General features: G+C 47.5%; 11 protein-coding genes and 1 tRNA gene. 9 read left to right on the plus strand and 3 right to left on the minus strand.

All coding sequences use genetic code 11. The features are described from left to right. Window positions 1–77: 77 nt before the first annotated feature. On the minus strand, window positions 78–1,103 hold the full coding sequence (gene queA / locus ACOJUN_RS23350; protein ID WP_422134247.1) for a tRNA preQ1(34) S-adenosylmethionine ribosyltransferase-isomerase QueA: 1,026 nt from the start codon (window positions 1,101–1,103) through the stop codon (window positions 78–80). Window positions 1,104–1,398: 295 nt separating this feature from the next. On the opposite strand from queA, the gene ACOJUN_RS23355 reads away from it, so the two are divergent. Then, window positions 1,399–1,485 (plus strand) — tRNA-Leu (locus ACOJUN_RS23355). Between the two features lie 13 nt (window positions 1,486–1,498). On the opposite strand, the gene ACOJUN_RS23360 is transcribed toward ACOJUN_RS23355, so the two are convergent. Then, window positions 1,499–2,011, minus strand: a complete 513-nt coding sequence (locus ACOJUN_RS23360; protein WP_422134248.1) for a hypothetical protein — start codon at window positions 2,009–2,011, stop codon at window positions 1,499–1,501. A 109-nt stretch (window positions 2,012–2,120) separates the two neighbouring features. Next, on the minus strand, window positions 2,121–2,732 hold the full coding sequence (locus ACOJUN_RS23365) for a hypothetical protein (RefSeq protein WP_422134249.1): 612 nt from the start codon (window positions 2,730–2,732) through the stop codon (window positions 2,121–2,123). 1,055 nt (window positions 2,733–3,787) lie between these two features. Between ACOJUN_RS23365 and ACOJUN_RS23370 the strand changes: the two genes are divergently transcribed. The 8 genes from ACOJUN_RS23370 to ACOJUN_RS23405 all read left to right on the plus strand — a co-directional run bounded on the left by ACOJUN_RS23370 (window position 3,788) and on the right by ACOJUN_RS23405 (window position 14,038). After that, complete coding sequence (locus ACOJUN_RS23370; protein WP_422134250.1) at window positions 3,788–4,282, plus strand: hypothetical protein; 495 nt, start codon at window positions 3,788–3,790, stop codon at window positions 4,280–4,282. 64 nt (window positions 4,283–4,346) lie between these two features. Beyond that, the gene (locus tag ACOJUN_RS23375) at window positions 4,347–4,784 is read left to right on the plus strand and encodes a hypothetical protein (protein WP_422134251.1); all 438 of its coding nucleotides are present in this window, start codon (window positions 4,347–4,349) and stop codon (window positions 4,782–4,784) included. Between the two features lie 354 nt (window positions 4,785–5,138). Next, window positions 5,139–5,372, plus strand: a complete 234-nt coding sequence (locus tag ACOJUN_RS23380; protein ID WP_422134252.1) for a hypothetical protein — start codon at window positions 5,139–5,141, stop codon at window positions 5,370–5,372. A 264-nt stretch (window positions 5,373–5,636) separates the two neighbouring features. Next, a complete protein-coding gene (locus ACOJUN_RS23385) occupies window positions 5,637–7,133 on the plus strand; it encodes a DUF3375 domain-containing protein (RefSeq protein ID WP_422134253.1) in 1,497 nt (498 codons plus the stop codon). Window positions 7,134–7,137: 4 nt separating this feature from the next. Further along, window positions 7,138–7,884, plus strand: a complete 747-nt coding sequence (locus ACOJUN_RS23390) for a DUF4194 domain-containing protein (protein WP_422134254.1) — start codon at window positions 7,138–7,140, stop codon at window positions 7,882–7,884. A gap of 3 nt (window positions 7,885–7,887) precedes the next feature. Beyond that, the gene (locus ACOJUN_RS23395) at window positions 7,888–11,304 is read left to right on the plus strand and encodes an ATP-binding protein (RefSeq protein WP_422134255.1); all 3,417 of its coding nucleotides are present in this window, start codon (window positions 7,888–7,890) and stop codon (window positions 11,302–11,304) included. Continuing rightward, window positions 11,288–12,463, plus strand: coding sequence for a Wadjet anti-phage system protein JetD domain-containing protein (locus ACOJUN_RS23400; protein ID WP_422134256.1), 1,176 nt, complete (start codon window positions 11,288–11,290; stop codon window positions 12,461–12,463). The genes ACOJUN_RS23395 and ACOJUN_RS23400 overlap by 17 nt, the downstream gene beginning before the upstream one ends. Window positions 12,464–13,177: 714 nt before the next feature. Then, the gene (locus ACOJUN_RS23405) at window positions 13,178–14,038 is read left to right on the plus strand and encodes a hypothetical protein (RefSeq protein WP_422134257.1); all 861 of its coding nucleotides are present in this window, start codon (window positions 13,178–13,180) and stop codon (window positions 14,036–14,038) included. Window positions 14,039–14,077: the final 39 nt, after the last annotated feature.

Below are 14,077 nucleotides of genomic sequence, written 5' to 3' on the forward strand. Positions count from 1 at the left end.
AGTCATATCTAAAATAAAATCAAGTTTAAGGTGGGAACGGATCCGTTTTTTTCAAGCCCGACGACCGACTTTCATATTCAGGCTTTGCGGGTCAGCCACATGGCATCGCCATAACTGAAGAATCGATAGCCTTCTTTCACCGCCTCGTTATAAGCCCGAAGTATGGCGTCTTTGCCTGAAAAGGCACTGACCAGCATCAGCAATGTTGACTGTGGAAGGTGGAAGTTCGTGATCATTGCATCTACAGAACGGAATTCATAACCCGGGAAAATAAAGATATCGGTATCACCGAAGAAGGGTTTGATTTCCCCATCTCTGGACGCTGACTCCAGGGAACGTACCGATGTAGTCCCTACAGCCACCACTTTGCTACCCCGGGCACGAGCGGCATTGACTGCTTCGCAGACTTCTTCCGGCACCTCTATGTACTCAGAATGCATTTCATGGTCGGCGATATGCTCAACCCGCACTGGCTGAAAAGTGCCAGAACCTACGTGTAAAGTAACAAAAGCCTGCTCAACACCTTTATTTTTCAGGCGTTGTAACATGGCTTCGTCAAAATGCAGGCCGGCCGTTGGCGCTGCCACAGCACCGTCTTTTTGAGCAAACACCGTCTGGTACCTCAGACGATCCGCACTACCATCTTCACGGTCGATGTAGGGAGGAAGCGGCATATGACCATGCTCTTGTAACTGAGGCAGCACGGGCATATCAAAGTCAATGAGAAACAGAGCCCCCTGCCGACCTGTCACTTCTGCTTGCACACAACCATCAGCCAGAAAGATACGGCTGCCGGGCTTAGGCGCTTTACTGGAACGTATGTGCGCTAAAACTTTTCGTTCTTCCAAAACACGTTCTATCAAAACTTCCAGTTTACCACCGGTCTCCTTTTGGCCAAACAGCCTCGCAGGAATCACCCGGGTGTTGTTCATAACCAGTAGATCGCCGGGCTCCAGAAGACTTTCTACATCGGCAAACTGCCCATGGGTAATGGTTTCTGTCGGACCATCAAGCCGCAACAGACGACTACCGGTTCGTTCCCTGGCAGGAAACCGGGCAATCTGTTCGTCGGGCAGCTCAAAATCAAAATCACTGACGCGCATAGTGGGTGTGTGACCTGGTACTTGAAAACTAAACAGCCTTAGACAGCTCAACCGATTCGAATCACGAGTACGGGCAAACAGGGCCATTTCTCAAAAAAAGCAGGACAATATACTGTAAAACTCCAACTCTGTCAGGCGACATTCTATGCACTTTGGTTTCAGTTACTACGTAAGGAAGAAAAAATAATCAGAAATACCGAATACCAGCTCTCAGGGCAAAACGGCTGTTGAAAACGATTCGGGCTTATGTATACTACGCCACATCTTCTCGGGACAGCCCAGTCCTGAAAACAGTGCCGGTGTGATGGAATTGGTAGACATAGGGGATTCAAAATCCCCCGCCTTTGCGGGCGTGGCGGTTCGAGTCCGCCCACCGGTACCAGAAGTAAGCCCATTCATACACTGGTTTCAACAGTGTTACGTTTTATCGTATCAATGTATTGTCTCAGCTCTTCTATTTTATGTTCAATGATTACTCTTTCACTAGGGAGTTCGTTGCCATAATGAATAAGATGGGCAATTATCATATGTGCCAGGCCACTCATCATATCTGCATCAATCTTTGACCAGTCCTGGTTGAGGGGGTGAGAGAGTGTGTCATCAGCAACTTTTAGCAAATCATAGAACTTGGTTGTAAAGTAACCATGATGATTAGAGTCGAGAGACCTCAAGAAAGCTTCGATTTCTCTACGCATCTGTTTGACCCGATCCCCACAAAACAAAGCAACGCTTCTTTCCTGAAGAAGACACCCTGCATTTTCTGGCCAACGTTGAGAAAGTTCATTACCAATATCACTGGGTTTAACCTCCTTGTTATCATCAAAAGCACGGACGACTTCTTCATCATCTGTTGGCGGCAAACCGCTTACTGCTGAAGTTGCAGTACTGATTTGAGGTATACTGTTCATTCCTTTTTTTCCCTTTTTTGATTGTATAAATTAGAGATTTTCTAAACTCTGTTGTTTCGACCAATAAATCAGAAAATAGTTCAAATGACCTACTGGATGGTCCAGAAAACTACATGAGGTTCTTGGATTTATACGTTTCAATCAGTAATTTAATGTCATTATACTTCCAATAGTCATTACCAATATGGAGCTTTGTTGGCTCAATTCCATGGTCACCTATAAACTTAATAATCGTTTCACCATTTCCCCACTGCATTTCAACCTTGCGATCCTTTGAACCGCCCAAAGGATGAGCATTAAATCCAGAACCTGATATGGTTGGGAGAATTTCGATGCGGCCTTTCAACAATTCTTTAAAATCCAGACATCCGACAACTGTCTTTTTAAGATAGCTATCCACTTTCAGATGTACAGAAGGGTGATGTAATTTTTCCAAACGAGCTATCCTTGCCGCTCTGACTATGTCGTGTCCAAAATAGAGAGGTGGTGCTTCATGCTTGAAAACACTAAAGCCTCCGGCATCGGAATAGCCCTCTCGATCAGAATGCTCTTCATGCCCAGTGGGTTTCTGTATTGAAGGCTGGATGTCCTGATTTTGACGAGAAACGGAGCGATTGACGTATGAGCCTGCGCTTTCATTTTTATGGGGCAATCCGTCATCTGAATTGCTATAACCACCACTGCAACCGGACTGGCCAACACTATTACTAAGTGGATTCATTGATAATACTACTTTTCATTACTTACCCAATATCAGCCAATGGGGTGAGAGTCCTATTTAAGATTTAATTTTGACAACATTCAGTTCAATAAACATTGAGCAAGTAAATTGACTGAAAGTTCAATATTTATTGATCTTCTTTTCATCACTTTCGGTAACTACCTCGGCACTCATCAAATACTCACTATCGATCATTACCATAGACCGTGGAATTTTATCGAAAGCCTGCAATCTATCGAGAATGACTTCTAAATGCTTAATCCTGATCGATAATCAGTTCCGCTTCCTTGTCATGCTTAACCAGAGTGCCAGGGTTTCCAGGTCGTGAGTTGGGGGCTGGTGTTCCGCCTGTTCAGCGATGGTCATGGATGTGCCCCTACGCTTTAAGAAGGCAATGGTCCCTTCACAGTAACGCTTTTCTGTCAAGACCATCAAAGGCGTCCCAGAAATCATCGTCCAGTTCATTCAGATCTACGGCACTTTGAGTGAGCATAAGCTCCCGGGACTCCAGCTGTTCAAGGGATTTGAACGTCAGTCTTTCGATCAGGGGCAGTTCGGATGAGGGGATAGCCAGCGGTTTGAACGGCGCGAGGCTGCGTCGTAATTACTGGCTCGCCCAATCCAGATTCAATGCGCTTTACAAAATGTCATTCAGCAGTTGTCCCACAGGATGATGCTCGGCTGCCAGTCCGGATTTCAGAAACCTTTTCATATCCCGTTCGCTGCGGGCCCTGGCACGAATCACCTATTCGGACTCCCGGACCAGGCTGGAGATGAGCCAGCACAGTTCGGCGGACTGCTGTTGTGTCAGGGTCTTGCGGGAGGCGGAATTGCCAAGAATACTCCGTAATTGATGGTTCATATTTTCCAGCTCAATCGAGTGGCTCAGCTGCTGATAGAAGCCGGTCTGGTTATTCTGGCTCTAGATTCTTTAGATGTTCAGTAATTTCTTGAGCATTCAGGTGGGTCACTTGAACTATTTTCTGATTTCTTGGTCAAAATATATATGTGTTAGAAAATCTCAAATTTATACGCTGACAAAGAGGAGAACAGGAATGATTAGCTTATTTCGAACCAATACTCCACCTCAAGAAGTGGATGTACCCCAGTCAACTGCTGAAGAAGCCGGACATGCTTTTGCTGGTAGCATGGAGGTTAAAACCAGTGATATTAGTAACAAACTTTCTCATTGCTGGCCAGAAAACAGGGGGTATTGTCTTCGGTCTTTTCAGGAAAGAACCGTTAGTTTGTATTACGGGGATCATGTTAATCAGATGAAGAAGCAGGCTCCTGGTTGTCTCTCACTGAGCCTCGATGAAGTGCTGCAAGTCGCTAATGACTTACTCACCCATCCCCTCAACAATAACTGGTCAAAAGGCGATAAAGTTACAATTCAAGCTGTGACACACTTTACATTGGCACATCTTCCTAGGTACAAAGAAAAATTCCCCAGTGAAAGAGAAGCAATTGAACAAAAAATCTCCGAGCTGAGACAATACCTTGATACGCTGGATAGATATGATACAGGGTGGGAACTGGAGGACGAATGAATGATATTTATGAAGTGCAAAATCAGAGTGCAAAATCAGAAATCAGGACACCCAGCCATCAACCTTGAAATCCATTCGCCATGAAGGGCATTCCGATCTCCGGGGCTTTACAGTTAACAAACATAGAAAATCGCCTTGCTCTTTCAACTTCAAAGGTGCAAAGATAGCTCGTTTGGAAAAAATACATCACCCTTCTGTGCACCTGAAATTGGATGCCAGCGATGTAAAAAAGAAAATTGTCGAATGTCTGGTTTTTAAAGATTTGTTGAAATGCCACACCAATATTATCCCAACCTCAGAAGGTGTTGGAGTTAATTTTATTCCCTTGGCCAGTTCAAAGCATGGCAGGGTTAAAATGGAGTCGAAAAATGGAGAAACGATCATTACGTTTACAGGTGATCTTGGATCTAATTCAATAAAACTCCATATTGGTAATGACTATTGGAAACATAATAATATTAATGAACTGATTGGGAAGTATGAATCCATGAATCTCATGTAGTGTTCTGGCTACCGTTCAAGATACCCTGAATTATGGCAGGTGGAACGGAACAATTATGCGCCCCGTTCGGTATCAATGATCTGGTCATTTTCAAAGGATTGATAAGTCATATATCACCAGCTAACTGATGACTTAAGAATGCTTTGTTTGATGAATAGGCATACATGTGATCAAAATTAGCCTACTCGACAGTTTTATACGGGCCAAGAAACCGGAATTAGTGCCAGTGATGCACAGATTGATATTGAAAAACTGCTTTCCCAGTTTCAAGTCTGTCTGGATGTCAGGTGTCTCTGTACCATCTCTCAAAGTCTGCTATTCTGATGGCTCATTCAATAAAAATGGGTAGTACCTATGTCGCTAGAGGCAAGAGTTACCAGGCTAGAGCAAAAGGTTGAACACCTTGAGTATGCCTTCCGAGAAAACAACAAAACTCTTGAAACTACTCACGGGGTGGTCTCTCTGATCCTCAATGAACAACGGGAGAAGTTCAAAGCGGTTGATGAGAAGTTCAAAGCGGTTGATCGTCGTTTCGACAAGAGCGAAGAACTTCTGATCCAGATCGTGAACCACCTGGCCAGCAAGTAACACGCCACTTAACAACAAAACCAGTGGATTGCCTGTCGGCAACCACTGATTTAAAGGATATGGGGAGCGAATCCCGAGAACCTGCAAACCTTGTTGAAAAACTCCGCATCAAAATTCAGGGCTTTTGTTAGCAACCATCGTCAAGGAAAGGGAAAGGGCAAGGACATATCAAGACGATGAACTTTTAAAAAGTTCTGTAGTCCGATAATATCGCCAACTATTATAAAAACAGCCCCTATTCCAGCACCTGACGGGACTACAAAAATGCTCTCCCCCGATAGTAAACTCAGCAACGACCTTGTGCTGGCCCGCAACCAGAATCCAGCCTGGCAACTGCTGGCATCCCGGCGTGGTCCGTTGATGATCAGCTGCCTTAAGACTCTGTTCGAGCAGGAACGGGAAGCAGTATCAGAAGAAGAAGCCCTCCACCTTCTGGCCGAAATTCTCAGTCAGTTTGTCAATCACGATGAGTTCGATATCGATACCGAAGACTTTCTGTTGTTAGCCAAAAAGGAAATGAGAGAGTGGCGTCGACGCAAGCTGATCGTAGAACGGGAAGGTCAGCTGTTTGCTACGGACGCCCTGCAACAGGCCATGGAGTTTATTGACGGCATGGATAACCGCATTATGACGTCTACTGCTTCCCGTCTGGCCACCGTTCAACGGGAGATCGATAATCTTGAAGCCAAGCTCAACCCCGATCAGAAAAGTCGGGCAAATGCACTGAAACGACAGATCGATGCACTGCAACAGGAGCTGGAACGGGTTAATCGTGGTGAATTTAAAGTGCTTGACGGGCCATCTGCAGTGGAAAATATACGGGAAGTTTATAACCTGGCCATGACACTGAAGTCGGACTTTCGCAGAGTTGAAGATTCCTATCGGGAGGCAGACCGACACCTCCGCCAATCCATTATCAGTGAACAGCACCACCGGGGAGAGATCGTCGACCGCCTGCTCGATAGCCACGACCACCTCCTGAACACACCTGAAGGCCAGGTTTTCCACGGATTTTATCAGCAGCTAAGCCACTCGGTTGAGCTGGAGAATATGAAGCATCAATTACGGAGTATTCTTGGCAGTGCCCCCTGCCGCAAGGCCCTGACACAACCGCAGTCCGCCGAACTGCGCTGGCTCACCTCCAGCCTGGTCCGGGAGTCCGAATATGTAATTCGTGCCAGGGCCCGCAGCGAACGCGATGTGAAAGGTTTTCTGAAATCCGGACTGGCAGCCGAGCACCATCGCGTGGGACAGCTGCTGAACGACATTATGGAAAGCGCATTGAATCTGGATTGGCAGAGCCAGAAATTACGACGCGCCCCCGCGCCATTCAAACCGCTGGCCATCCCCTTATCCGGACTGCCTCTGATTGAACGACTGACGTTCAAATCCCTTGAGCAGCTGGAGTCCCGGGAGCTATTGCTCACTCATGGTGCCGTCGATCTGAATGAGCTGGACGATGATTTCTGGGACGCCTTTGATGGTCTGGACAGAGAAGCCCTTCTGGAACAGACCATTGCCCTGTTAAAGCGCCGGGGCACCCCCATGACCATCGCCGAGCTGGCAGAACACCTGCCCCCGACGCACGACCTGGAAACCCTGGCACTCTGGTTAAGCATGGCCAGGGAAGCGGAACTGATTATCGATCAGGATGAGGAGCAACTGGATATTCAGGACCGCGATGGACATTGGCTCCGATTCTATCTGCCAAAAGCTAATCTGGAAGGGGAAACCCTGTCCGCCATTAATTGGGAACTGTAAAACTATGAGCGATTTTTTTGACCAACTGATTGCTTCCGGGACGCAGAAACAGCAGCCCCCGGCAGATGTTCCAGAAGACCAGTCCACCAGCCAGCAGCATGAAAACTCCACCACAGTAACGGCTAAAAACATAAAGAAGGCTGTACAGGAGCTGATGAAATTCGGTTATCTTGAAGCCAGCCGTCGACCCAATCTCTATCAACAGTCCGTCGTCTCCCGGGAGCAGATCAATCAAATTCTGGAACCTCTGGATCTGAAACTCACCATTGATGATATCCGTGGCCTTGCATTTCTGGTGGTTAGCGACCTCTGGCAAAACCAGGAAGAAGACGGGGCAGACAGTGATGAATGGACACATCCACTGGTCAGGCGACAACGGATTACTATGGAACAATCTCTCCTGATCGCCATACTGCGACAACAGTATATCGCCCATGAACAAGAAGCCGGGATTGGTGCCAGTGATGCACGGGTTGATATTGAAGAACTGCTTTCCCAGCTTCAGGTCTACCTGGGTGATATGGGGAGCGACTCCCGTGAACGCAAGCGACTGGATAATCTGCTGGACAAACTCTCCATCCACGGACTGGTTTCAGTAGACGACAAACAGCAAACAGTAACCATTCGACCCATCATCACACATCTGGCGAATCCTGAGAGCCTGCAAACCTTGTTGAACCACTTCAAACAATTACACAGTCCGTCTGATGACGTTTCCACGACCATTGTCCGTGATGAGGCAGAGCAGTAAGCCATGAGTGACCTTAACAATTCACAACACGACGACGCTCTTCCACCGAAAAACAAGAATAGCCCGACAAAAAGCATTGATCTTTTTCAAGCAACAGATCAACCGGACACCGCTTTTGTTCTGAAGGAACTGAGCCTCTATAACTGGGGACCGTTCCAGGGAAACAACCAGGCTACGTTTGACCTGAATGGCACCGCTATTATTGGCCCAACAGGCAGTGGTAAAACCACATTGGTTGATGCCCTGATGACCTTGATCGTCGCTCAACCCAAATACAATCTGGCCTCCACTGGCGGGCACGAAAGCGACCGGGATCTGATCTCCTACGTTCGCGGGGTGACAGGTGCCGGTAACAACTCTGGCGATAATAACCATATCGCCCGCCCCGGTAGGACCATCACCGGGTTGGCTGCCCGTTTTGAACACCGCGATCAGGTGGTGCAGATTGGCGGTCTGTTCTGGATTGATGTGCCAGGCAATGCTTCCACAGACCTGAAAAGACTCTGGCTATTTAGCCAACGCAACGATCAAACCCTGGAGGAGTGGCTGACCCGACTGCACGAAGGCGGTAAACGCGCACTGAGGCAGTTTGAGCGCAATACGCCCGATCTAAAACTGTTTGACAGTAAAAGAGCTTACCTGGATAAGATTCAGCGTTTTTTTGAAGTGGGCAAAAATGCCTTTCCCCTGCTGAACCGCGCAGCAGGTCTGAAACAACTGAACAGCGTTGACGAGATATTCCGGGAGCTGGTGCTTGAAGACCGTTCAATGTTTGTGCGGGCCGGTGAAGTGGCTACGGAATTTGATGATCTTGCTATCATCCACGAAGAGCTGAACACTGCCCGCCGCCAACAGAGTTCACTCCAGCCCCTGCTGAGCCTTAATAAAGACTATCAGAAACAGACGCTTAAGCTATCCGAGCAGCAGGAGCTGTCGGGCATTATTCCCATCTGGTTTGCCATGGCAGGCCACCAACTCTGGACAGCCAGGATTGAGGCATTGAACGCATCAATAGCCGATGTCCGTAGCGCCATTGAAACGGGTCAGAAGCAACATACCCAGCTTCAGGATCAGGCAGACCGGTTAAATGAAGTCTATCTGAAAGCGGGAGGGGCCAGTATCGAGTCTTTAGGCCGTGAAATTGAACAGCAGGAAAGACTAACCGCCGATTGTCGTCAACGAGCCAAAAATTACCAGACACTGGCCCGCAATCTCAGCCTTGATGACACCCTGTCGGCAAAAGCACTCACCGCCAACCAACAGCAGATAGACCAGCAGCAACAAGAATTGCAGTTAAAGGCAGAACAACGGGAAAACGAAGTAAAAGAACTGGGATTTGAGCTGGTATCCAGAGAAAAGCAGCTGACAGAAGCCAGTAAGGAATACGACAGTGTTAAAGCCAGACCCGGCTCCAATATTAAGGGATCACTGCAGAGCTTTCGTAGCGATCTGGCTGAAGCACTGCAGCTACAAGAGGAATCCCTGCCTTTTGTGGCAGAGCTGGTAGAAGTCAAGGCTGAAGAAAAAGCGTGGCGCGGAGCGATTGAGCGTGCCATTGGCAGCCATCGGGAGCGGATTCTGGTCCCTTCAGAGCATATGAAAGCGGCACTTCGCTGGATCAACAGTCGCCATAACCGGGTCCATGTGCGACTGCAGGATGCCAGGAAACCGGATACACAACCCCGGTTTTATGACGATGGTTTTACCCGCAAACTCAACTTTAAAGACCACTCTCACCGGGAAGCACTAAAAATGCTTCTGGCCAGTATTGATCGCCATTGTGTCGACTCACCGGACCAGTTAAAAATAACCCCGCACGCCATGACCCAACAGGGCTTGATGTCTGGCTCCGGCGGTCGCTATGAAAAGCAGGATCAACGCTCCCTGCATGAGAACTGGATGACCGGCTTTGACAACCGCGACCGTCTCGCCAGTCTGGAGACAGAAATTCAGACACTGCGGCAGGAAGAAAAGCTCTTCAATCAGAAATATACAAAAGCCGAGGGGCAGAAACAGGCAATACAACAAAAGCTGGACTTATTAAGCAGGCTATCAGAGATTAGCTTTGAAGAGATCAACCTGCCGGAATACGAACAGCAACTGAGCCATCTTAAGCAACAGCTGGCCACCCTGTTAGCACCCGATTCCGATGCCGCCAAAGCCAAAGTGGAGCTGGATCAGGTCAGAGCAGCAAAGAAGGAAGTACAGGCACAAATAGATGCGAAAGGGCGACAACTGGGTGCACTGGACAATCAACTGAACGCTGCCGAGCAGAAAAAGAGCAAAGCATTTTCGGCCATTGGTCCTGGCCTGACCAATGAGCAAATGGAACTGGCCCCAAGACGACTGCCTGATCTCTCTGCAGTTAACCCTGACGACCTGCCCGACCGGGAAAAAGACTCCCAGAACAAGTCAACGACCCGTATTAAGGAACTGCAGGAGGCAATAAAAACCACCGAAGGAAAACTGATCCGGCAAATGAACGAGGCCCAGAAACAGGATACCGGCGCCCTCAGTGAAGCGGGCACCGAGCTAATGGATATGCCTCAATACCTCGAACGACTGAAAGTTCTAACCGAAGAAGCGTTACCAGAGAAACAGAAGCGTTTTAAAAACTACCTTAACCAATCCTCTGATCAGGGTGTCACACAGCTGCTGAATGCTATTGATAACGAAGTCAGTCAGGTGGAAGAGCGCATTGAAGACTTGAACCGTACCCTGCAACGGGTGGATTTCAAGCCCGGGCAATATCTTCAGTTAAAACCCCAGCGCGTCGTCCATGAGAGTCTGCGCACTCTGGAGTCGGCCCGTCGCCATCTGCGGGCAGCCTCCCTGAAAGACGACGATGGTGAAAGCCATTACCAGGCCCTGGTGAATATGGTGAGTTTACTGCGAGAGGCCAGTGACAATCGCAGAACTCTGGGGGCTCGGGCACTGCTTGATCCCCGCTATCGGCTACAGTTCACGGTAGAAGTATGCGACCGTACGGATCACACCATTATTGAACGGCTTAAAGGCTCCCAGAGTGGCAGTGGCGGTGAAAAAGAAATTCTCGCCAGCTACATTCTGACCGCTTCCCTGAGCTATGCACTCTGTCCTGCAGGAGCAGCCCGCCCATTGTTTGGTACAATTGTGCTTGATGAGGCCTTCTCCAAAAGCTCCCAGGCGGTGGCAGGCAGAATAATCTCTGCCCTCAATGAGTTTGGTCTTCACCCACTCTTTGTCACGCCAAATAAAGAGATCCGCCTGCTACGGGCACATACCCGATCAGCCATTCTGGTTCACCGTAAAGGGATGAAAGCCACGCTGACGCCCATGCGGTGGGAAACCCTTGCACAACACGCCAACAAAAAAAGCCTGATCGCAAGCCAATCACCTGTTGCTACAGATGAGCCAGCCAATCATGAAATCAACAGATGACATAGCTCGGGAGCTGACCAGACAGTGGAATAACGCTAACATCAGGGAAACACGCCTGCTGAAGGCGGACAGCTGGCCCCTGAAAATCAGAATTGGCAGGCCAACATCGCAGGTCATCAACCAGCAGCCGGACAAAATCAGGCAGCACTTCCAGCAATGGCGGCAAATAAACATCGGTGAAGTAGTGTGGACTCCGGTTAACTATCGGGGAGCTGCCGCCTCTATTGAGGTTCCTGCCTACTGGGTGCTGTCAAAACCCAGTGAATGGATTGAAGCAAGCGGTTGTAAAAACAGCAAACATGAATATCAACAACTACTGACCATCATCAGTCAGGTAGACCCGATTTTTCATCCATACTTCGTGCGCCAGAAACGCTGGCTGGCCAAACCGGCAGACGAAGTGATCAAAGCCGCCAGGTTGGCCATGATCCTCACACCTGGTTTTGCCCAGGGCGTGCCACTGCGCTCTCTCGGGGTGGCCAATACCGACACCAAATTTTTCGAGCGCAATCACCTGCTGATCCGGCAACTGCTGGACATCCGGTTTGATGGGTTGGCAAGCAGACTGGGGCTTGAGGAGTTTCTTGACGCTCCGGACGACAGTCACCATTGGTTATTAATCGCAGACCTTGATGGGGCACTGTTGCCTTTCAAACAGCTGAGGGTCAGAGATCAGGAACTCGTCACCACCCCTTTACCGGCCGACAATATCCTGATTGTGGAAAACGAACAATGCCTGCACCTGTTACCTGCACTGTCCAATACCATTGCCATTCTGGGCGCAGGGCTTAACCTGTCATGGATGCAAGCTGCCTGGCTATCGTCGAAAGCCCTGGCTTACTGGGGTGATATGGACACCTGGGGACTGACCATGCTGGCCAGGGCACGCAAATATCATCCAGAGCTTTCGGCAATTTTAATGAATCAGGCGCTGTTCAATCAGTACGAGGAAAATAAAGCAGTTGCAGAGCCAAACCCATCGGTAAATGAAGACTCTACAGCACTGAAGGATGAAGAACAGAAATTCCTGACAGCTCTCAGGCTCCACGAAAAAGGGAGACTTGAGCAGGAGTTTATACCTATGGAGATTGTTCATAGGGCATTGTGTCAATGGCACTTGTCGAGCCAGGAAAAGTTTGCATCCTCCTCAAGTCAATAATACTAACCATGGGTGCCGGTTGTGTTAGGATATTTGTCCCAGACAGGCCCGCAGCCAAGCTTCGATTGCCTGGTCAGTGTCTGACTCTGCTCTTCATTGGCGAAGTCGGTGGACCATCAGCAGATTGGTCTACCTGCCGGAGTGTCTGGACGTTACCATTATTCGTGGCGTATCTCTTAATCTTGAAAAACGCAGGTATTTCCGGACAAGTTCAGATTTATTGATTTTGCGGCTGTTTGCAATAGTTTGAGAAGCCCTTTTCCGAGTTTTCAAATCCAGCTTTTTTTGCGAGCTCCCAGGGTCTCTCACAGCTGTTTGTGCGCTTACACCAAAGATAGCCGGCAGAACCAATGCACCCGTGCTCATCCCGATCAGACCCAACTAAAGGTTGGAAATCTTGTTCTTCCGGGCTGTTCGAACTGCAACCGGTAAGAAGACAGGAGGAAATGAATAGACATGAAATTAGCTTTTTCATAAAACAAACCCACGTATCTAATAAGGTACTAAACCTAAAGTTTGACGAAACAATTATAGATCAACCGATTCCAAATCATCAGAGTGTATTATTCAGCTGAAGTTTCAATGCCAGAGCATAACGAAAGGGCAAGCCGAGCCCCTCAGGTGCGTCGGTTGAAGACTTTCAGAGTGGAATTTACTCCAGTCACTTAACTAGGAGGCTATACTCGAAAGCTCAATTCAATAAGGATAATGATAATGCTTATTAATATACGGTCATATTTTATATTTGTAATTCTTACAACAGCTTTAGCTTTAAATGCGACAACAAAGGTTCATGCAGGTGATTTTCGAATATTAAACCTGTATGAAATCAGGGTATTAATCCTATGTTATCTTTCTGCTAAAGATCTTTTATCTCTAATGGAAGCGCTTAATATTGGGGTATATCAAAGCGTTAGTATGCATATAAAAAACGATTTGTGCGATAAAGTTAATGCTTTAAATATTGACTATATTCCTCCTGCTTTATGGCGTGAGTGCGAAGACCAGGAACAAGGTTGGCATGACTACAGAGCTTTTACATATTGGTTTAGTGAGTATGAAGATGACTTTGATGATGATCAGGAGATCAATGATCATATCAGGGGCGTACCAATGCCTGGAATGATTGAGTATAAACCTCTGGTGAGTATCGCAATAGAAAACATAAAATTCGTTATTTCTTATGTTTGGATAGGTCCACGAGCTGACAACATATGGCATGTATTTGGTGAATTGATTGATGGCTCGGCCTTCTATTTTAATTCAGAATGTTGTTATACCGGCTTTACTGCATGGGGAGCTGGTTTAGTAAGGTTGGCACCAACCTGGAGTTGTTTAATACAAAACATGAGTGAGTCTGAAATCGAAAATTTTATTTCATCGTTGAATTTAGATGATTTTTCTAAAGATATTTTAACCCACTCAAGAACAGCAAAATCATCAGATCGCACAGAAATATTTAGTTATTTTCTGCAAACTCTGATGTTTAAAGATGAGTACGAATCATACGAAGCGCAGATCAGATTTGAAGAACAGGAACTAGATTCAAAAAAACTACCATCCTATATAAACTAACATTAAAGCCCTGAAGTGCCTGGATCAATGGTGATTAAG

It is taken from the genome of Endozoicomonas sp. ALD040, from assembly GCF_049275945.1.
Taxonomy (GTDB): domain Bacteria; phylum Pseudomonadota; class Gammaproteobacteria; order Pseudomonadales; family Endozoicomonadaceae; genus Endozoicomonas_A.